Source organism: Jeotgalibacillus salarius (genome assembly GCF_004405125.1).
Lineage (GTDB): Bacteria > Bacillota > Bacilli > Bacillales > Jeotgalibacillaceae > Jeotgalibacillus > Jeotgalibacillus salarius.
Window position 1 is genome coordinate 119,545 of record NZ_SORX01000007.1, and the last position, 21,346, is coordinate 140,890.

Here is a 21,346-nt window from a genome sequence, read left to right on the forward strand (position 1 = left end):
CCTATAACCTCAGTTCCACTGGCGCATCAGTCGAGAGTAAAACTTCAGATAAAATCTGTTCATTGTTTTTCATTAAAGAGGCTTCAGCAGTCAGCTGGATGCGATGACCGAGAACATAGTGAAAAAGATTTTTCACATCCTCCGGGATGACGTGATTCCGATTATGTATAAACGCTGAACCCTGTGCTGCTTTTAATAGTGTAACTGCTGCTCTCGGGCTTGCTCCCCACTCAATCGAAGGGTGTGACCGTGTCGTTCTTATAAGGGTTAGAATATAGTCAACCATTTCATTATGAATTGAAACATCCCTCACTTCAGCAGCTGCTTTTTTCAGTTCTTCTATTGTCAGAACTTCATTTAACAAAGGTTGATCTTCTTTAGCGATCCACTGCTTTAATATTAGTGACTCTTCATTAAACTGAGGATAATCAGCAGGTAATTTGAACATGAAACGGTCAAGCTGAGCATATGGCAGTGGAAAAGTTCCCTGTTGTGACTCTACAGGATTTTGTGTAGCAATCACCATAAAAGGAAAATCTGAGTGCAATGTTTCTCCATCAATTGTTACCTGTTTTTCCTCCATCACTTCAAGTAAACTCGACTGAGTTCTCGGTGTAGCCCGGTTAATTTCATCTGCTAATAAAAAGTTTGTCATAACAGGACCTTTTTTCAACTCAAATTTTCTCGTTTCCGGGTTGAAATAGTGAAGACCTGTTACGTCTGAAGGTAAAACATCAGGAGTGAACTGTATACGTGAAAAATCTCCGCCTGCTGCCTGTGCAAATGATTTTGCCAATAGGGTTTTGCCCGTGCCCGGAACGCTTTCAAGTAATACGTGTCCTCCCTGAAGCAAAGCAATCGTTAATAATTCAATCTCTTTTTCCCTACCAACAACTGATTTACCTACTTCATCGATCAGTGTCTTTCTCATAACATCACTCCCAGTTCTTTATTGTATATAATTAACTATACTTAAAATTCTGATAAAAAGTTTCAAAAAAAATAGACTTAGTTATAAGTTCTGCGGACGTACTTGCTACATTTCCCGATCATATTCCACTTAAAGGGATAGCAGGTGCTAATCTGCAGAACTTATTACGTCTGTCCTGCTTATATTATTTCAACATGAAATTAATGTTCATAGATCATCTTTCTGGTCATTCCACCATCAATCACGAGGTTCTCGCCATTAATAAAGTTATTCGCTTCATCAGTTAAAAACAGACACGCACGTGCAATATCCTCAGGCTTTCCAACTCTGTTTGAAAGGTGCTGATCATGGTCTTTTTCTCTTAAACTGTCATAGTCTTCAGTTTGAATCCATCCCGGGCTGATCGCATTAACCGTAATATTTTTTTCGGAAAGAGTAACTGCAAGTGAATGCGTGAGCGCAAAAATTCCACCTTTAGTTGCCGCATACCCTTCAGTATCCGGTTCTGACATATGTGCCCTGGTAGAACACAGGTTAACGATCGAGCCACCCTGATCCATTAAGGTTGCCGCTTCCCTTGAACAATAGAATACACTTGATAAGTTGGTATGCAGTATACCTTCCCAGTCTTCAACCGTTACATCCCAGATCGATTTAAATTCAGAAATACCTGCATTATTGATCAGTATATCAAGTATCCCGGATTGTTGTTTTACGATCTCAAATACTCTTTTTACTTCTTCATACTTGGAAACATCTGCTACTATTGCTTCAGCATGTTCAAGTTTTCCCGCTTCTTCGTACAGCTTATCCTTATTAACATCAACCATATAAACATTGGCTTTCTCTTCAGCATATGCCTTTGCAATGGCCAGTCCGATTCCTTTTGCTGCACCAGTTACAACTACAGTTTTCATATGATTTCCTCCTCAGCTTCTCGCTTCTTCCTGATATTGATACACTGTTTTCCCGTGGTGCCTGGCGATTCCACGAAAATGCTTAAAGTCCTCCCGTGAAAGTAATACACTTCTAAAAAGATCAAAGTTTTCTTTTTCAATTACGATTTCTGCAAGTTCACCTGATTTTAATTGGTCCAGTAATACTGATGCCTCTTCTTTATTCATTCTTCATCACCTGCTTTTTCATATTAAATTGTTTATATCACTTTATGAGTATTTTGAAACTTTTTTATTTCTTACACGTCTACTACAATAACAGCATACATATAGAATGGAGGAAATCATATGAAAAAGTTTATGATGTTACTGCTGATCTCCATGCTGGCTGCTTTTATGGCTGCATGCGGCACCGAAAATACCGGGGAAGAAAATACTGCCGGTGAGCAGAATCAGGAAGAAAGTACTGAAGAAGCTGAAGCACCGGAAGACACAGTTGAAGAAGAGAATGAAGAGGAAACAGTTGAAGAAACTGAATCTGAGACTGATTCAGAAGATATTGCTGAAGAAGAACCTGCTGAAGAAGAAGTGACAGAAGAAGGAACTGAAGAAGCTGACTCTGGTGAAGGCAAAGTTCGTCTCCTTGAACAGCCGATGACATTTACAATTAACGGTGAAGAAACTGAGCGTACTGCATTCCTTCAGGAAAGTGAAGAAAACAATTACAGTTTATACGTAGCTGATGGTTTTACTTTTACGCCTGAAGAACCAAACGTTGATCAGATTTATTTTGATGAAGATGGATCACAGTTTATGCGGGTTCACACTTATCCTGTTTCTGAATCAGAAGCAGCACTGATTGAGGATCAAATGAAAGGTCAGGCTGAAGCAATCCAGGGTGAAGAAGCTGCTGATTGGATGCCGGAAGATGCCTCACATGATATGATCGCAGGGTATGAAGCCGCTGTTGGCGATGACCAGTTCAAAACTTACCTTTATGAAATTGATGACATGTATGTAAGGATTGCCATTCATGCAAAAGCCGATTCAGGCCTTGAAAATGCATTTCTTCAAATGGCAGAAACAATTGAATAATTGTTTGACCGCTTCCTTAACCGGGAAGCGGTTTTTTATATGTTAATCATCTTTGTGAAGCAAATTAATTGAAAGTCAATTAAGGTCAAAGTATACTGAAAACAGAAAGTCAAAGTTAGTCAGACTATAACAGATGAACTTACGAGGAGGAGTCACAATGATTTGTCAAAAGTGCCAGAGTAACACAGCTAATATAAAATTCAGAGTTCAATTGGATAATCAGGTTCAGGATTTTCATTTGTGCTCCGCATGCTATAAAGAAGAACGATCTAAGCTACATGCTGCGATGAACAATAAAGGACACGATCAGTTCCAGCCCTTTGACCAAATGGAGCAGGAACAGCAGCCGGAGAAAGAGAACGGACTCCTTGAAGAGTACGGACGAAATCTGACAAACCTTGCACATGCAGGTTTAATTGATCCGGTGATCGGCCGCAATGCGGAAATCGAGCAGATGATAGAAATTCTGAATAGAAGAAACAAAAATAACCCAGTACTGATCGGTGAACCCGGAATTGGTAAAACGGCTGTTGCTGAAGGTCTTGCACTAAAAATCTCGGAGGGCAATGTACCACAGAAGCTGGAGCAAAAAGAAGTGATTTTACTAGATGTAGCATCACTTGTTTCAAATACCGGGATCAGAGGTCAATTCGAAGAAAGAATGAAACAGCTCATCAGTGAGCTGCAGCAGCGCAAAAATATTATTTTATTCATTGATGAGATCCATCAGATTGTTGGTGCGGGGTCTGCGGAAGGATCAATGGATGCCGGAAACATTCTGAAGCCTGCTCTTGCACGTGGAGAATTGCAGCTTGTAGGTGCTACCACACTTACTGAGTATCGTAAAATTGAAAAAGATGCAGCACTAGAACGCCGTTTTCAGCCTATTCACCTAAAAGAACCTTCTATCCCAGAAGCAATTGAAATTCTTCACGGACTTGCTCCAAGATATGAAGAATATCACGCTGTTACGTATAGCGCTGAAGCAATCGAAGCGACTGTCACGCTATCCAAACGATATATTCAGGATCGATTCCTTCCAGACAAGGCAATTGACCTGATGGATGAAGCAGGATCAAAGCTGAACCTTACGTTAGACAATGCTGATAAAGCTGCTGTTGAAGATCGACTCAAGTCTATTCATGCAGAAAAAGAAGAAGCACTTAAACACGAAGAATATGAAAAAGCTGCCAAATTAAGAGATGAAGAAGCAGAACTCGAAAAAGTGTTAGAAAAGCCTGCTTCTTCTGAAAAACCAATTGTACAAATAGAGTTGATTCAAAAACTAATTGAACGAAAAACTGGTATTCCTGTTGGAAAGCTTGAGCAGGATGAGCATAAAAAAATGGCTGATCTAGAAGAAAACCTGCGCACTCATGTCATTGGACAGAACGAAGCAGTAAAACGTGTAGCAAAAGCCGTGCGCAGAAGTCGTGCAGGACTAAAATCGAAAAATCGCCCGGCAGGTTCATTCCTTTTTGTGGGACCAACCGGTGTTGGTAAAACCGAATTGTCCAAAACGCTCGCTGAAGAATTATTCGGTTCAAAGGATCACATGGTCCGACTTGATATGAGCGAATATATGGAAAAACACAGTGTGTCTAAACTGATTGGTTCGCCACCAGGATATGTAGGACATGATCAGGCCGGTCAGCTGACTGAAAAAGTTCGCCGATCTCCTTATACGATTCTTCTATTGGATGAAATCGAGAAAGCGCACCCCGATGTGATGCATATGTTTCTTCAAATCATGGAAGATGGACGGTTAACTGACAGTCAGGGACGTACAGTAAGCTTCAAAGAAACAGTTATTATCATGACAAGTAACGCAGGTATAGGTACAAGAAAGAAAGCAGTCGGCTTTGGAGCAACTCAGACTGCCGATGAAACTTCTATTCTTGAATCATTAAGCGACTTTTTCAAACCCGAATTTTTAAACAGGTTTGATAGCATTATTGAGTTTGAATCTCTAGAAAAAGAACATTTGATCAAAATTGTTGATCTCATGCTGAATGAATTAAAGGAACTAATCGAAGAACAGGACATGAAGCTTGATGTAACAGACGAAGTAAAGGAACGAATCGCTGAACTTGGCTACCACCCTTCTTTTGGTGCGAGACCTTTAAGAAGAGTCATTCAGGAAACGATCGAGGATCAGGTAACTGACTTTATGTACGATTTCCCTGAAGAAAAACAGTTAAAAGCAGTGCTGGATGAAAATGATATTAAAATCGAAAAAATGTAATTAAAAAGAAAAACTACACGAACTGAAATCTATAAAAAGTAGTATTAAAAGAGGATGGGACAAAAAAAGCTGTCCCATCCTCTTACTTGTTTAGCTTAGATCTCAATAAAAATTTTGTTTAAGAGATTGTTTTGTGTTCGTATGTTTATTTGGACAATTACGAATGACTTTACATATTTGATTAGCTTTATGTGCAGCTTCTCATTTTTATTAACGTCAAAGCACTTTATCATCCACACGGTTAAGCCAATTTTCTATTTTATTTACTACAGACTTAAGGCTGCCTTCTTCAAATGGCGATTTGAGATTTGCCTCTTTCAAAAGTTCAGTGAACGATTTTGACCCGCCTAAAGTACATAAATGGACATAGTCTTTCCAGGCAACATCAAAATCTTCTGTTGATTTTTCCCAAAACTGAAAAGCACAAATCTGCGCAAGCGTATAGTCAATATAATAAAATGGAACTTCGTATATATGACCCTGTCTCTGCCATACACCTCCACTGTTTAAATAATTATGATCGCCATAATCACGGTGCGGAAGGTAGATGGCTTCAAGTTCTTTCCAGACTGCTTTGCGCTCTGAAGGCGACATATCAGGATTTTCATAAATGCGGTGCTGAAATTCATCTACAGCCACTCCATATGGAAGGAATAAGATTCCGCTGCTCAAGTGAGAAAACTTGTATTTCTCAGTTTCTTCCTCAAAAAAGTTTTCCATCCATGGCCAAGTCAGAAATTCCATGCTCATTGAATGAATTTCTGCCGCTTCATGAGTTGGCCATATATATTCAGGTATATCAGTGCTTCTACTCATGTATACCTGAAAAGCATGTCCAGCTTCATGAGTTAATACATCAATGTCTGCCGAAGTACCATTAAAGTTAGAGAAAATAAACGGGGCTTCATAGTTTTCAATAAACGTACAATAACCCCCTGCTTCTTTACCCTTTTTAGCTTCCAGGTCCATCAGTTCACGCTCATTCATAAATGTAAAGAACTCATTTGTTTCATCTGAAAGCTCCTGGTACATTTGTTTACCTTTTTGAATAATCCAGTCCGGACCACCTTTTGGGTTTGCATTTCCCGTTAAGAATTCCAGTGATTCATCCCAGAACTTTAACTCTGCTACGCCAATTCTTTCTTTTTGACGCTCCCTAAGCTTTGTTGCGAGTGGAACAACGTATTGTCTGACCTGTTCACGGAACTTGTCAACCTGCTCTGCATCATAATCCACTCTCAGCATTCTTAGATATCCCACTTCCACAAAATTCTTAAACCCAAGTTTCAGAGCAATTTGATGTCTCGTTTTTACAAGTTTGTCGTAGATCTCATCAAAAGCGCTTTCATTTTCTGAAAAGAAATTAAATTTTGCTTTCACTGCTTTTTCCCTGACCTGTCGATCTGTCGATTCAGTATAAGGATCAATTTGAGCCAGTGTCAGGGTTTCACCTTCAAACTCGATTTCAGCTGACGCTATAAGTTTTGAATACTCTGATGACAGACGATTCTCTTCCTGGAGCAGCGGAATAATTTCGGGACTGAATGACTTAATTGTATAATCTGCCAGCGAGAAAAATTGGCTTCCCCACTTCTTCTCCAGTTCACCGCGATAAGGTGATGTAACAAGTTCTTTATAAAATAGCGTATTAAGCTCAGAAAACTGCGGTCCTGTCTCATCAAAATAATTTCTTTCATTTTCATAAAATGCATCTTTTGTATCAATCGAAGCTCTGATAAAAGCGAGATTTCCCTGAGTGGATATATCATCTCTCAGCTGGTTAATTTTTAATATGATCTGCTCCTGATCTTTCATACTTTTTGCATTTCTGAATGCTTCAAGTAATGCTGTAAATTCAGTTTTGACCTGTTCATATTCAGGTCGCTTGTATTCATAATCTTTAAATTTCAACATTTTATGTCTCCTCCACTTATTCTTCCATTCATTCATTTCGACTAATCATTCATGCTTTCCTGCTATTTACAATAAGCTCTGTTAAAGTTGGCTGTTGATTTCCGCTTCAGGGGGATGCTTTCCGTTGCCAGGCTTCGCCGTGATTGTCTCACCTGTCCCTTCCTGCCACAGGAGTCACCCCCTTACGCTCCAATCACCAGCCGTGCAGAAAAAACAATGGACTTTAACAAAGCCTTCCCATAAAAAAACACCGGAATGATCCGGTGTCATGTGATTGTTGCTCTTTTAATAAGAAAGGTCTTTTATCGAAAGTCCCAGCTTTTTTAATAGCTCAATTGCCTTTTTCTGTTCTTCGTCTGAAAGTACGGTCATCAGTTCATGCAAATTCTTTTCATGTGCCGGGAAGATTTCGCTCATGAATCGATTACCCTCTTCAGTGATTTCAGCATAAGTGACCCTTCTGTCTTCAGGAGACGCAATTCTGCTGATCAGCCCTTTTTTCTCCAGTTTGTCCACTACATAAGTGATACTGCCACTGGCAAGCAGAATTTTACCGCCTATTTTCTGAAGCGGCTGCTTACCTTTATGATAAAGTAATTCAAGAACACCAAATTCAGTAGGATTTAATCCATTCTCCTGAAAGAATTTACTGCTGGATTCATTGATTGCTTTGTACGCTCTCGATAAAACTATAAACAGCTTTAACGATTGATTATAGTCCGCTTCCTCTGTCATTTTCAGTCATCCCTTTGTCAGTTTCATCATATAAAGTATAGCGATGAGTACTAAAAGAAGTCAATATAATCCTTTAGACGTAAATTTTCCAACCAATCTTTGATTAGCTGATCTTCAGAATCTATAGCAGAAAAATGTTTTTCAGCCGTTTCAGACATGCTCCAGTTTAATGTTTCAAGTTCCTGAAAATGAACGAGTTTTTCTACTTCTTTATCTGATTCCGCATGATCAGCTGAAAGCCACTGACCTTTTATTGTCTCAACTTTGTATGAAGATCCGAACCTTGAGAGTGATACCTGGATTTCACCCAGATCCGTACCGAACGAACCGGATTGCATCACAAATTTCCCATCGCGTTCTTCGCAAATTTTAATATGTTCTCTTCCAGTGAGGAGAATATCAATCCCGTCTATCGTGCAAATGCGATCTGCCTGATCTATTGAGCGCGAAGACTTTTCATTAAAACTTCCATGATAATTCAATATAACCAGATCAGGACTTTCATTTTCATGGATGAACCCTACCCAACGTTTAGCGGAGAAGTAGGCATCTTCAAATAAAATATCTTTCACAATATATGGACCTTCATCAGTCTTTCTTGTAGCTGATACGCCAAGGATCGCAATTTTCACACCTTTGACTGTCTTTACTGTATAAGGAAATCCAAAATAAGGTTCTTTCGTCGTTTTATGAACGACATTTGCAGCAAGCCACGGAAAAAAAGACCTGCCTATTGCACGGCTTAGAAAAGGAACTCCGTAATCAAAATCAAACTCCCCGATTGTTGCGCAATCATATTGCAGGTGATTCATAATTGAAATCATCGGGTTCGGCATGTGGTCATTATATTTAGCATAATGATAGGTTAAAGGACTTCCCTTCAACATATCTCCCGTATCAAACAGCAGCAGTTCAGGATCTTCTATGCGTCGGTTTTTAATTAATGACGACAAACGTGCCATTCCGTGAGCCTCCTGATCAGTCCCCCAGTGGGAAGATGATTTAACATGGCCATGGATATCATTCGTTTGAAGAATAGTGATTTGAACATGTTCGTTTACCAACGGTTTCACCCCATTTGAAGAATGGCAGCTGTCTTATGTATGATCTGTTGAAAATATATCAAGTCCAGACAGTCTCAGTGCTGCTTCTTCTATTTTCTTTTCATCCGCAAGAAGTGCAACCCTCACGTACCCTTCACCAGCTTGTCCAAAGCCGATCCCTGGCGCTACGACGACACCAGCATATTCAAGCAGATAATCACTGAAACCTTCCGAAGTAAAGCCTTCCGGCACTTTAAACCAGGCAAAAAAAGATCCTTTTGGCGGTTCAACTTTCCAGCCAGCCTCATTAAAAGCCCGTATCATTGTATTTCTTCTTTTTTCATAAATATTTGAAAGCTCCAAAGCAGGTTCATAAGACTCAGTCAAAGCCGCCTCAGCAGCTTCCTGCACGGCACCGAACAAACTAACGTGTAAGTGATCCTGCAGGAGATTTAAAGCTTCAATGACTGAAGGATTCCCTACTGCGAATCCTACACGCCAGCCAGCCATATTAAACGTTTTTGACAGTGTATAAATTTCAACACCATTTACTTTTGATCTTTGTGATTGCAGGTAGCTGATCGGCCTATGTCCATCAAATCCGATTGAACCATATGCAAAATCATGTACAACACAAATATTATATTTTTCAGCAAAAGCGATCACTTCATCAAAAAACTGCTGATTTGCGAGTGCACCAGTTGGGTTATTGGGATAATTCAAAAACATCAGCTTTGCTTTTTTCGCTTGTTCTTCAGAGATTTTTGTTAAGTCCGGAAGAAAATGATTTTCTTCAAGCAGTGGCATCATGACCATTTCTGCTTCAGCAAGAGAAACCCCGGACCAATAGTCAGGATATCCCGGATCTGGTACAAGGACAACATCTCCAGGATTAACGAGACACTGAGGCAGTTCCACCAGACCAGCCTTGCCACCAAACAGCAAAGCAACTTCTTTATCGGGATCAAGTTCTACACCATATTCTCTTTTATAAAATGCTGCCGCAGCTTCTCTGGCATATTTCATCCCTTTAAATGGTGAATATTTATGATTAATTGGATTTTCTGCCGCTTTTTGAAGCCTTTTGACAATATGTTCAGGGGTTGGCAGGTCAGGGTTCCCCTGGCCTAGATTGATAATATCATGCCCTTCTGCTACCTTTTCCATTACTTTTGATGAAAGTTTTGCAAAAAACTGTTCAGGAAGATGATGCAAACGTTCTGCGTGTTCAAACTTTTTCACAAGGACGCCCCGCTTTCAAATTGTTGCTCTAAATGTTATAACGGAAATGTATAATTGTAAAGACGATTCTGAAAAGTGGGTGAACATATGAAAATCGCAATCTTTCAAATGGATCTGGCATTCGGAGATCCTGAAAAAAACTATGAAAAAGTGAAAAGCTGGATAAGCAGAATGCACACGGCAGACCTGATTATTTTACCTGAGCTTTGGACGACAGGTTATGATCTGCCAAACCTGAAAAATATGCAGGATCACTACAATGAAACTGTTACTTTTTTGAGAGAACTGGCCGTTCAATATAACGTAAATATTATTGGCGGATCCGCAGCTAACCTTAAAGATGGAAACATCTTTAATACAATGCCAGTCATTGACCGGAAAGGTTCACTTATTCACGAATACAGCAAGCTGCATTTATTTAAGTTAATGGATGAACATCTCTATTTAAAAGAAGGTGCTGATGATGCTTCATTTAAGCTTGAACAAATTCACTTTGCAGGCTTTATATGTTATGATATCAGATTTCCTGAATGGATCAGAAAATCTGTTCTGAGTGGAGCGAAAGTAGTGGTGATCCCTGCAGAGTGGCCTGCCGCAAGGATTGATCACTGGACCACTCTATTAAAAGCCAGAGCAATTGAAAACCAGGTATATGTAATTGCCTGTAACCGCGTTGGAAGTGATCATGCAAATGAATTTGGCGGACATTCAATCATGATTGATCCCTGGGGAAAAGTAATTGCTGAGGGGTCTGATAGGGAAGAAATTGTGTACGGTGATATTTACGAAGAGGAAGTCGAAGAAATTCGCAAAAGGATTCCAATTTTTGACGACAGGAGAGCGGATTTTTATTAAATCATAACCGCTGCTCATTTATGTACGGGACTTATTTTTTCGGGCCGGGAAGTGAGCCTATATAGCTGACATTTTCAGGACGGGCTCTTTCCTGGCGCGGAATTCACCGTCCCGCATTCTCACAGCTGTTTGCATCATTTTGCTCAGCATAATGAACTTTGAACAAGATCCTTTTATTCCATCAGAGGCAAACCAATTTTAAATTCTGTTCCTTCATATAATCTGCTGATCACATTTACAGTGCCCTGGTGCTCCTCAATGATTTTCAGGCTGACGGGCAGTCCGAGACCTGTTCCGTTTACTTTCGTTGTAAAAAAAGGCTCATTTAACTTATTCAGCTTTTCTTCAGGAATACCGCATCCATTGTCTTTGACGGATATGAGATGCTGATTCCCTGAAGTTTCAACCGATACGAAAATTTCTCCTTTATCCGGCATCGCTTCAAGTGCATTTTTTATAAGATTAATAAATACTTGCTTGAGACGGTTTGCATCACCAAACGTTAAGTGTTCTGACTGCCGGGCATTAAATTTAATATCTACATCATGTAAAATTGCCTGTGGCTTCATCATGTCAACAGTATCCGCAAGCACCCTGGTCAAATTAATTTTTTCAAACACTGTGTTTTTAGGCTTTGCCAGCATCAAGAATTCTGTCATAATCGTCTCAATCCTCTTAAGCTCCGAATTAATCACTTCAAAGTACATTTTTTGATGATCTTTTAAATTAGGTTCAAGGAGCTGAATAAAGCCTTTTAGAGAAGTCATCGGATTTCTGATTTCATGCGCAATCCCTGCCGCAAGCTGACCCACTACTTTGAGCGTATCCTGATGATCAACCCGTCTCATGTATTCCACAACTTCGCTTATATCCCTGATCACAATCAAATCGTATCCCTGAGATATCTCATTAACCTTTGTAAACTCAAAATAATGTGATCTGATCTTAATCACATCACTTACTATATTTTCAGTTGCTTGAGGAGCAAACTGTTGATCGAATCCAGGTATATTCTTCTCAGTTTCATACTCATCCAACAAGCGATAGATGTTGACCTTTCTTCCGTTTTGAAGGTTTAATAGCTTATTTGCAAAAAGGTTGGATCTGACTACTGAACCATTGGCATTGATAAGCATAAGACCATGAATTGCTTTATCAAATATAGTCGTAAAGATTTCATCTTCAGGACCTTTATTTATGTCTTTAAATATAAGGATGAATCTTTCCTCTCCTGTTACAGGGATAAATTCACAAGTGCATTCATGATCCGAGTCCACAAAAAGTAACTGTATTTCCCTCTCATCGGCTTTGTTATTCATCATACAGGATTTTAGCCATTCAACATGTTCAGGTTTCAAATATGTATAGATCTTGATTCCAGCTCTCATCTCGAAATATTGTTTGCTCTGTTCATTAAAATTGAGTATAATTCCATTTTGGTCAGTCAACAAAGCACACTCACTAATATGATTCAATATTCGTGAACTAAATTTAGCTTGGTCTATTTGTTCTCCACAATCCTGAAAAGGCTCTAATTGTGACAAATGTCTAGAAAGCATATTAATATCCCTTCTTTTCGCTAGAATGAACTTCATTAATGTTTATGCCATCTTCACCGGATTTATTAATAGCGAAAACGGGTATGTAAACTGAATGAAGTGTAATAGAAAGCGGTGTAATGATGTCTGAGAGAGATTATTATTTTGATAATGCTAAATTTATTTTAATCTTTTTAGTGGTTTTCGGTCATGCGATTCAAAGCATCATCCAGGAAGATCCTTTATTAATGACTACTTATCAAACGATATACTTTTTTCACATGCCTGCGTTTATTTTAATTGCCGGCTATTTTGCCAAGGCAAACTATACAAAAGGATTATTCTTAAAATTGCTGAAAAAGTTGATTGTGCCATATTTAATATTTCAATTCATTTATACAATTTACTATTATTTCCTTAGAAATCAAAACAACATTGACATAGACCCATTAAACCCGCAGTGGGCACTATGGTTTTTAATCAGTCTATTTTTCTGGAGTTTACTGTTGATTTTATTTGTTGACATTTTAAAGCTGAAGTGGAAGATGGCTTTATTTATCAGTATCACTCTTGGTGTAATTGTCGGTTTTGTAAATGATTATACTTCTACACTGAGTCTTTCAAGAACGTTTGTCTTTTTTCCATTCTTCCTGGCCGGTCATTACTTAAGCCGGAACTTCTTCAGTGTGCTGAAGAGTAATAAAATAAAAATAATTTCTGTTATTTCTATACTGATCGCATTTGCATCTATTTACATTTTACCTGACTGGAGCAGCAGGTGGCTGTTCGGTTCTCACTCATATGAAGATTTGGGCACACCGGTTGAAGCAAGCCCAATGCTCAGATTAGTGATTTATGCTGTCAGCTTCTGGCTAGTTACTGCATTCTTTTCTCTTGCACCAGTGAATAAGATGTTTTTCACCAAATGGGGACTGAATACTTTGTATGTATATCTTTTTCACGGATTTATTATTCAGTTCTATCGGGAAAGCGGACTGGGGTTGATGATTAATCCTTATTTCTCTCTACTCATTATTTTGGCAGTGTCTTTACTCTTAACAATCTTTCTTTCATCCAGATGGGTCGCTGCACTTGGACAACCAATAGTTGAATTAAGAACGTCAAAAGCTAAAAAAATGCTTAATCAAAAAGAATAGTCATTATCCAAAATTTCGGATATTATTTCATCCTATTCTAACACTATGAATTGATAAAATAAACCTTTTCATACAATGTTTATTCATTATAACGAACAACCATTGTCAGGCCGCATACTGTCATGTAAAATATAGTTGATTTGTAAATAAAGGAGTTTAGACATGAACACAGTACTGGCGTCCTTAAATGCCAAATATATTCACACTAATTTAGCGATTAGATATTTGAAAGCTGCTGCCGCAGAATATCAAATCGAACTGGCCGAATACACAATTAATGATCCGATCTTGAATATAACCGGAGATTTATACGCTAAAAAGCCGGATGTCATTGGTTTCAGCTGTTATATATGGAACATCGAAGAAACGATCCAAGTTGCAAAAATGCTTAAAAAGATTTTACCTGAAATTAAAATTATCTTCGGCGGCCCGGAAGTAACATATGATGTTCCTTACTGGCTTAAAAGACTTGAACATGATGCAGATTACATCGTTGTCGGCGAAGGTGAAGCCTCTTTTAAAGAGTTGCTGGATTATCTGTCGGGTAAAATCAATTATGACCAGGTGCGTGGTGTCGCAAGTTTAATTGATGGCAGGATGCACCTGACCCCTCAGCCTCAAAAAACGGACTTAAAAACGCTGCCTTCTCCATTCAGATTTGCAGAAGATCAGGCTGATTTAAGAAAAAGAATTACCTATGTAGAAACGAGCAGAGGGTGCCCATTTCAGTGTCAATTCTGTCTGTCTTCAATTGAGGTTGGCGTTCGATACTTTGAACGGGAAGCTGTTAAAGAAGACATACGTTACCTAATGAAGCATGGCGCTCGCATCATCAAGTTCGTTGACAGGACTTTTAATATCAGCAGAAGCTATGCGATGGAGATGTTCGAATTCCTGATTGACGAACACCTGCCCGGTACTGTTTTTCAATTTGAAATCACAGGTGACATTATGCGGCCGGAAGTTATTCAGTATTTAAATGATCACGCGCCGGAAGGTTTGTTCCGATTTGAAATTGGTGTCCAGTCTACAAATGATCACACAAACGAGCTTGTTAAAAGAAAACAGAATTTCGAAAAGCTTAAAAGAACAGTCACGATGGTGAAAGACGGCGGAAAAATTGATCAGCATCTGGACCTCATTGCCGGACTTCCTGAAGAGAACTATCAATCTTTTAAACAGACGTTTAATGACGTCTATGAATTAGGACCTGAAGAACTTCAGCTGGGCTTTCTTAAAATGCTCAGAGGAACAGGACTGAGAATAAATGCAGCAGATCATCAGTATGTGTATATGGACCATGCTCCTTATGAAATTCTGAGTAATAACCAGCTTACCTTTGATGATATATTAAGAATTAAACATGTGGAAGACGTACTGGAAAAGTATTGGAATGACCACAGGCTCGATGACACAATTCATTATTTAACGACTGAAGTTTTTGAAACACCCTTTGATTTCTTTCAGGATTTCGGTACTTATTGGGATCAAAAAGGCTGGTCACGTATCGGGCATCAGCTGGAAGATTTGTTTAAGCGTCTCTATCAATTTATTGAAGAATCTAAACATGAGACTCTCCCATATACCACTTATCTCATGAAGAAAGATTATCTTCAAAAACATAAATTTAAACCGCGCAAACCGTGGTGGGACAAGGAGGATATAAACTTTAGTAATCTTTACGATTTACTCCTTTCAAATCCTGAAATTGCGGGTGAGCATTTTGCATCACTTAACTTAAAACAAAAAGAATTGCACAAACACACAGTACTTGTGGAAGGATTAAAAAGCATTGAGGGTAAACCTGTACAAGTCTATCTCCTTGCTTATTACGACCCTAAAACAGGGTCCCCGTCACTATTTGAGTTTACTAAAGAACAAACAGCAACCTCGACCACATTTTAATCATGGGCAACGATATTGAAAGCCCATATAAAAACCGCTGCGGATACACCACAGCGGTTTTTTGTCACCCAATAATCACTCTTTCCTTCGGATAACGGAACTTTTCTTTTTTATTATTCCCACCAATCATGAATAAAAATGAAATCAACCCTACTCTTCCTATAAACATGAGAATCATTAATATCACTTTACTCGGTGTAGATAATGTTGGCGTGATTCCCATAGACATCCCTGAAGTTCCAAAAGCCGATGTTACTTCAAAAATTACCGCCATCACGCTTAAATCTTCAATGATCATGATCGTGATCACTGATACCATCGACATAAGTACCGCAAGAATAATGACTACATACGATCTGAAAATATCGACTAGATGAATTTCTCTTCCAAAAACCTGAATATGCTGACGTCCACGTGAAAAGTTAATCAGAAAAAGTACAGCAATCGCTAATGTAGTCGTTCTGATTCCTCCTCCAACCGAACTCGGAGAAGCACCAATAAACATTAACAGGCTTAATACTAACTGCGTCGGTTCAGAAAACGTACTAACATCAATTGTCACCAGACCTCCCGAACGGGTCGATACAGACTGAAACAATGCATAAAAAAGGCCTTCATGCCAACTGACATCAGCAAACCGTTTATTATATTCAATTAAGTAAATAAGCAATGTTCCTGCAACAAGCAGTATACCGAACGTGATTGTCGTAATTTTTGTAAATAACGAAAATCTGAAAGGACCTGATTTGTGGCTTAAAAATTGTTTTAATTCGATCAATACCGGGAATCCGATTGCCCCTAAAATAATAAGCAAGATTGTAATAACCTGAACAAAATAATCATTCGCATATGGAATCATTGATTGTCCGGTAATATCAAATCCGCCGTTAGTTGTCGCTGAAACGGATGCAAACACACCCTGCAATACAGCCTCGGCCCAGGTTTCGTAAAACTGTGTAAAATATAAACTTAAAAGGATGGCTCCAACAGCCTCGATTAATAAGAGAATTTTGATAATCTCAATAATCAGTTTCACTACGCCCGACAAATTATACTGGTTATGATCAAGCATAATGAGCTGACGTTCTCTTAATCCAATTCTTTTACCGATCAACAGCCATACAAATGTCCCAAGAGACATGATACCAATTCCACCAAGCTGCAAAATCAGCATGACCATAACGATCCCGAAAACAGTATAAGTCTCTGTAATTTGAATAACCGTGAGACCCGTTACACTTACTGCACTTACTGCTGTAAATAGTGAATCAATTAACGAAACTTCCTGCCCCGACTGATGTACCCATGGCAGTCTCAGTAGCCCAAATGATAAACTGATTGCCAGGAAATAATAAGTGACAATCAGTTGGGCAGGTTTTAGCATTCTAATCCTGTCTTTCAGCTTCTGCCACATGGTTGTAATTCCTTTCATTCAAATCTATACATAGCTTATATGAAAAACACTGATATTAAAATAGGTTTTTTAAATATAACGCATTCCGATGCAAATTCAGCAAAAAGAAAAAGCAGGGGATCCCTGCTTAATTGTTATTTCCGTTGTTTCCATTATTTCCATTGTTTCCGCTGTTCCCGTTGTTCCCGTTGTTTCCGCTGTTTCCGTTATTTCCGCTGTTTCCGTTGTTTCCGCTGTTTCCGCTGTTTCCGCTGTTTCCGTTGTTTCCAGTGTTGCCGCTGTTTCCATTATTGCTATTGTTGTCGTTGCTGCTGTTATCCTGATTGGATCGTTCTTCTACTTCTTCATGCTTCTGTTCTTTTCGTTCATTTTGTTCAGTTTTACGTTCTTCCTGATTCTGAGTATTTTCTTCTCGTTTTTCATCATTGTTCTGCTTTTTATCCATACCTTCTTGATTAGCAGGCTCATTTTCAGGAGGAGATTCTTCAACCGGTTCCTGGGGAGACTTTTCAGCCGGTTCTTCAGTAACATCTTTAGTATCTTCTTTCGTGTCTTCCGCGCTTTCTGTTTCTTCTTTGTTAGATGGTACAGGATTTTCAGGTGTCGTGTTCTTTTCTCTCTTACTCATTTTTTCAGAGATCAACTGCCCGAATGACATTCCTCTGTCATTTGCTTGATTTACATCTTCTATATTTCCCTTTAAAAATGCAACGTTTGGCACGTTGGATTGCTTAGACCAGCCTTGCAATATAGATTGAAGCTCTTTTTCAAAAGTTTCATCTGTCCCTTCTGAAATAGCAGTGGATATCGTAATCTCTCCATCTTCCGGTGACAAATAACCTGCATCAATACTTTCTTTGACTATTGTTGCGATTACATCCCGAATATCTTTTCGATCCCAATCAAGGTTCGCTATAATCGCTTCAGCATCCTGATTAATCGGTTCCAGGTTCACTGCCTTATTATGCTTGTTCAGTTCGATCTCAAAACTCGGATTAATATCCACAGCTACGTGTGCAAAAGTTTTTTGATTTAAAAATGGTTGTAGTAAAACAAACGTAAGTAATAAAATCGCTACCATCGAGCCAGCAGCAGTAAAACTCTGTACAGACCGGACTTTTGATACCTGTGAAACGACTTCTTCTCCAATATCAACATGACTATTTGTTTTCTTTACCCGGCAAAACTCTCCATCGCTTGTTAAGAGGACGAGGTGACTTTTCTTTACTTCTATTACAATTCCTTTTTTCATTATAATTGCTCCTTCACATACTCATAAAGATAAGGAAAATGTCCATTTAGTAAAATTGAGACCGCAATAATATACTTTCTATGACGCTCAATCGTTTTTCTGCTTACATCAACATCTTTTTCAATTTTCTTAATAGGAAGCCTGTTTTTACTTTTTAATTCTGAAAACCATTCCTGATTGGAACTGACTAATTTAGCTATAAAAATCGCATTTCGCCTTGCATCTTTGTGCTTTGGGGAATTTGAGGCGAGTTCGCTGAACGTTAAACCAAATTCTTTCAAGACAGCACTGTAGCGTGCAATCTCATCTTTTCTTGCTTCAGACTCCAAATCTGCGGTATAGACCTTCATAGACTGGTCGTATTCCAAATATCCAGCCGTTTCCTGAGAATCCCCAGGCTCGAATAAAATTTCCTGTTTTTCTTTTTGATGCGTTCTGAAATAATCAATGATCCGCCTTTTTATAACCACTTCTGAAAAACTGATCACAGAGGCTCCTTTATCAGTCTGATATTTCATCAGTGCATCATGAAATGCGATTAGTGCGATACTGAATTCATCATCAGAATCATAGATGTACCTCTGACAAACCTTTGAAGCTGCTTTTTTAACAAAAGGCTTATAATCTTCCAACACTTCTGATAAAAGCTCTGTATTCCCTTTTTGTATTTGATTCACTTTTTCCTCAAGGGTAAGCTTTGAAGAAAATTTATATAATCCAAACAAAAGGAAGGATAGCAATCTCTCCACCTCTATTCAACACGTCATAGACAAATTGTACCGGTATTTTGTGTCGAATGGAAGGTCGCTTTATTTTAATAAAGTTTACGTAATATGTTTGTCACAAGAGGGGGTGGTTTTGTCATAAGTTTGATTATATTACGGAGACACAGCGTGGTCGCATAAAAAAAGCCTGCTCCTACAACAGAGCAGACCTTACAATTAATAGGCGGTACTTTCCTCTCCACGCTTCTTTGCCAAAATGTATCCTCCTCCAGCAATTAAAACGAGTATTGACCAGAAAATGATTTTCCATTCAGTAGAGTGCGGGAAATGAGTGTCAATGAGTTGAACGTTAGGATGTCCAAGTGTCAACACAACAAGCTTTACTCCTACCCAACCAACAATTAAAAATGCTGTAGTTTCAAGTAATGGATATTTTCCAAGCAGTTTTACAAACCAGTGAGCTGCGAATCGCATGATAATTAAGCCGATTAATCCGCCGAGGAAAATAATAATAAATTGTCCGCCATCCATACCACCAATCTCAAAAGCACCAACTGCCGGTAAAGTTAGAGCCAACGCAACAGCTGCAAGCATTGAATCGACTGCAAAAGCGATATCAGCCATCTCGACTTTCAGTACAGTCATCCAGAAGCCAGATCCTTTTGCAGATTTTTCTGCATCGTCTGCTTCTACAGATTCATCCTTCTTAGAACGGACCTGTTTGAACACGTGACTGATTGAAATATATAACAGATAAGCAGCACCAATTGCCTGCACTTGCCATACATCAATTAATATTGCAATTAAAAACAGTGATGCAAATCGGAATACAAATGCCCCAAACAGACCGTAAAATAATGCTTTTTTACGCTGCTCAGGCGGCAGATGCTTAACCATGACAGCCATCACTACAGCATTATCTGCTGCCAGAATTCCTTCCAGCCCTATAAGAATGATGAGCACCCAACCGTATTCTAATAATAACGCAGCATCCATTCCTTACTTCCTCCTCTTATATCCTTTTAGTTTCTCCAACTCAAGAGTAATTAATCGTCCGCCTCATAAAAATATGAGTGAACATAAAAAAACCTTTGCCTAATAAAAGGCAAAGGTCTTGCTAAGCATTAAAATGCCATTATAACCGATGAACCGCTATGTTCATGTCGTGACGATTATAATTAGCTGATTACACAGCTACAGCTACTCCCCCTTGACAAATGTCAAAGCGTTATTGAATTGAATTTATTATATCATTATCTCAGATTTTGACAAGATTATTTTATTGATGTATGGAAACTTTTCTCATCCTTATGCCGATTATAAAAAGCAACCATTGCATCCAGGCCCTCAAGGAAATCTGCACAAAAAATACCTGATTCTTTTAAATCTTCAGCAGCCTGGGATTGATCAAATTTACCTTCCCAGAAGAAATACTCCAAACCTTCTCTTTCAGCTCCAAGATGTTTTCTTGCTGCCGGTATTGCCAAAATCTTATCCATCAGCTGATTAGAAATGAATCCTGAAGGTCTTTTTCCTGTTTGTTTTTGCATAAGAAATCGGTAAATTTCTCTTGCAGGATAAGGATTAGGATCAGTCAGATGATACGTTTTCCCTGCGCTTTTTTCAGATCTCCCCAGCCAGGATGAGGCCTCTACAACATACTCAACCGGGACAACATTTAATGTTGCACTGCTGCGACTGATGTATGGGATACGCGGAATCCTTTTTGTTTTATCAAATATATTTAATAAGTAATAAGGCCCGTCAAACTTACTTGTCTCACCCGTTTTAGTATCTCCCTTGACGATACCGGGACGCATAATGGTTACAGGAAAATCAGATTTCATATTTTCCACCAGCACTTCAGCTTCAAACTTAGTTTCTTCATAAGCATTTCTGAACTGGTCAGGCCTGATAAGATCTTGTTCATTAACCACTCCTGTTCTTCGCCCTGCTACATATGCTGTACTGAAATAAATATAGCGTTTTAACTGTGCGAGAGACTTAACCCATTCATTTACGTTGTAAGTCCCTGTTACGTTCACTCTATATGCAGTTGGCTTATCAATCGCAAGGTCATATGCAGCCGCAAGATGCCACACATAATGTATCTTATCCCTCAAGTGAATTGAGACTGTAGCTGACAGCCCGAGATCTTTTTTTGTAATATCACCCTGGACAATATGAATAGATGATGCAGTTGAAACCTCATTTCTGATCTGTTCAATTCTCGCTGCAGCTTTTTGCTGAAAAGATGGCAGTACGAGTAAATAAATATTCTTTTCATCGTCTTCATTTAACCATTTTCTTAGCAGTTTTTCACTGATAAAACCGGGAAAGCCCGTCACGAAATATCCAGTTTTCATATGATCACTCCTTTGCTTTTAATTATACAGAAA

General features: G+C 38.8%; 18 protein-coding genes and 1 riboswitch. Of the genes, 5 read left to right on the forward strand and 13 right to left on the reverse strand.

Features of this window, described 5'->3' with window-relative positions:
• Window position 1 precedes the first annotated feature (1 nt).
• The 3 genes from E2626_RS12725 to E2626_RS12735 all read right to left on the reverse strand — a co-directional run bounded on the left by E2626_RS12725 (window position 2) and on the right by E2626_RS12735 (window position 2,055).
• Window positions 2–931, reverse strand: a complete 930-nt coding sequence (locus E2626_RS12725) for an AAA family ATPase (RefSeq protein ID WP_134382150.1) — start codon at window positions 929–931, stop codon at window positions 2–4.
• A 200-nt stretch (window positions 932–1,131) separates the two neighbouring features.
• Window positions 1,132–1,848, reverse strand: a complete 717-nt coding sequence (locus E2626_RS12730; protein WP_134382151.1) for an SDR family NAD(P)-dependent oxidoreductase — start codon at window positions 1,846–1,848, stop codon at window positions 1,132–1,134.
• Window positions 1,849–1,860: 12 nt separating this feature from the next.
• Window positions 1,861–2,055: a hypothetical protein gene (locus tag E2626_RS12735; RefSeq protein ID WP_134382152.1), complete on the reverse strand. Its 195-nt coding sequence runs from the start codon at window positions 2,053–2,055 to the stop codon at window positions 1,861–1,863.
• 120 nt (window positions 2,056–2,175) lie between these two features.
• Between E2626_RS12735 and E2626_RS12740 the strand changes: the two genes are divergently transcribed.
• Together E2626_RS12740 and E2626_RS12745 are read left to right on the forward strand one after the other, a co-directional pair.
• Window positions 2,176–2,922: a hypothetical protein gene (locus E2626_RS12740; RefSeq protein WP_134382153.1), complete on the forward strand. Its 747-nt coding sequence runs from the start codon at window positions 2,176–2,178 to the stop codon at window positions 2,920–2,922.
• Window positions 2,923–3,079: 157 nt separating this feature from the next.
• Entirely contained in the window at window positions 3,080–5,167 is a 2,088-nt protein-coding gene (locus E2626_RS12745) for an ATP-dependent Clp protease ATP-binding subunit (RefSeq protein ID WP_134382154.1), read from the forward strand.
• Window positions 5,168–5,383: 216 nt separating this feature from the next.
• Here the strand turns inward: E2626_RS12745 and E2626_RS12750 are convergent, their stop codons facing one another.
• The 4 genes from E2626_RS12750 to E2626_RS12765 form a co-directional block, all read right to left on the reverse strand.
• The gene (locus tag E2626_RS12750) at window positions 5,384–7,081 is read right to left on the reverse strand and encodes a M3 family oligoendopeptidase (RefSeq protein ID WP_208528150.1); all 1,698 of its coding nucleotides are present in this window, start codon (window positions 7,079–7,081) and stop codon (window positions 5,384–5,386) included.
• A 285-nt stretch (window positions 7,082–7,366) separates the two neighbouring features.
• Window positions 7,367–7,816, reverse strand: a complete 450-nt coding sequence (locus E2626_RS12755) for a MarR family winged helix-turn-helix transcriptional regulator (protein ID WP_134382155.1) — start codon at window positions 7,814–7,816, stop codon at window positions 7,367–7,369.
• A 50-nt stretch (window positions 7,817–7,866) separates the two neighbouring features.
• Window positions 7,867–8,880 carry a bifunctional metallophosphatase/5'-nucleotidase gene (locus E2626_RS12760; RefSeq protein ID WP_166786821.1) on the reverse strand — a complete coding sequence of 338 codons (1,014 nt, stop codon included), beginning with the start codon at window positions 8,878–8,880 and terminating at the stop codon, window positions 7,867–7,869.
• A gap of 33 nt (window positions 8,881–8,913) precedes the next feature.
• The gene (locus tag E2626_RS12765; protein ID WP_134382157.1) at window positions 8,914–10,101 is read right to left on the reverse strand and encodes a pyridoxal phosphate-dependent aminotransferase; all 1,188 of its coding nucleotides are present in this window, start codon (window positions 10,099–10,101) and stop codon (window positions 8,914–8,916) included.
• An 87-nt stretch (window positions 10,102–10,188) separates the two neighbouring features.
• Here E2626_RS12765 and E2626_RS12770 point away from each other — a divergent pair, with 87 nt between their 5' ends.
• Window positions 10,189–10,956: a carbon-nitrogen family hydrolase gene (locus E2626_RS12770; protein ID WP_134382158.1), complete on the forward strand. Its 768-nt coding sequence runs from the start codon at window positions 10,189–10,191 to the stop codon at window positions 10,954–10,956.
• 173 nt (window positions 10,957–11,129) lie between these two features.
• Here E2626_RS12770 and E2626_RS12775 read toward each other — a convergent pair whose 3' ends face one another.
• Complete coding sequence (locus tag E2626_RS12775) at window positions 11,130–12,404, reverse strand: ATP-binding protein (protein WP_166786822.1); 1,275 nt, start codon at window positions 12,402–12,404, stop codon at window positions 11,130–11,132.
• Between the two features lie 233 nt (window positions 12,405–12,637).
• Here E2626_RS12775 and E2626_RS12780 point away from each other — a divergent pair, with 233 nt between their 5' ends.
• Window positions 12,638–13,651 (forward strand): acyltransferase family protein, encoded by a 1,014-nt coding sequence (locus E2626_RS12780; protein ID WP_244094323.1) that lies wholly within the window; start codon window positions 12,638–12,640, stop codon window positions 13,649–13,651.
• A 162-nt stretch (window positions 13,652–13,813) separates the two neighbouring features.
• Complete coding sequence (locus E2626_RS12785) at window positions 13,814–15,556, forward strand: B12-binding domain-containing radical SAM protein (RefSeq protein WP_134382161.1); 1,743 nt, start codon at window positions 13,814–13,816, stop codon at window positions 15,554–15,556.
• A 64-nt stretch (window positions 15,557–15,620) separates the two neighbouring features.
• Here the strand turns inward: E2626_RS12785 and E2626_RS12790 are convergent, their stop codons facing one another.
• The 5 genes from E2626_RS12790 to E2626_RS12810 all read right to left on the reverse strand — a co-directional run bounded on the left by E2626_RS12790 (window position 15,621) and on the right by E2626_RS12810 (window position 21,313).
• Complete coding sequence (locus tag E2626_RS12790) at window positions 15,621–16,970, reverse strand: TrkH family potassium uptake protein (RefSeq protein WP_134382208.1); 1,350 nt, start codon at window positions 16,968–16,970, stop codon at window positions 15,621–15,623.
• A gap of 127 nt (window positions 16,971–17,097) precedes the next feature.
• Complete coding sequence (locus tag E2626_RS12795; RefSeq protein WP_134382162.1) at window positions 17,098–18,222, reverse strand: anti-sigma factor domain-containing protein; 1,125 nt, start codon at window positions 18,220–18,222, stop codon at window positions 17,098–17,100.
• Complete coding sequence (sigI, locus tag E2626_RS12800; protein ID WP_244094324.1) at window positions 18,222–18,899, reverse strand: RNA polymerase sigma-I factor; 678 nt, start codon at window positions 18,897–18,899, stop codon at window positions 18,222–18,224. Before sigI ends, E2626_RS12795 begins: the two co-directional genes overlap by 1 nt.
• A gap of 264 nt (window positions 18,900–19,163) precedes the next feature.
• Window positions 19,164–19,943, reverse strand: a complete 780-nt coding sequence (locus tag E2626_RS12805; protein ID WP_134382164.1) for a TerC family protein — start codon at window positions 19,941–19,943, stop codon at window positions 19,164–19,166.
• Between the two features lie 123 nt (window positions 19,944–20,066).
• Window positions 20,067–20,168, reverse strand: a riboswitch (yybP-ykoY riboswitch).
• Between the two features lie 53 nt (window positions 20,169–20,221).
• Window positions 20,222–21,313, reverse strand: a complete 1,092-nt coding sequence (locus E2626_RS12810; RefSeq protein WP_134382165.1) for an SDR family oxidoreductase — start codon at window positions 21,311–21,313, stop codon at window positions 20,222–20,224.
• Between the last annotated feature and the right edge of the window lie 33 nt (window positions 21,314–21,346).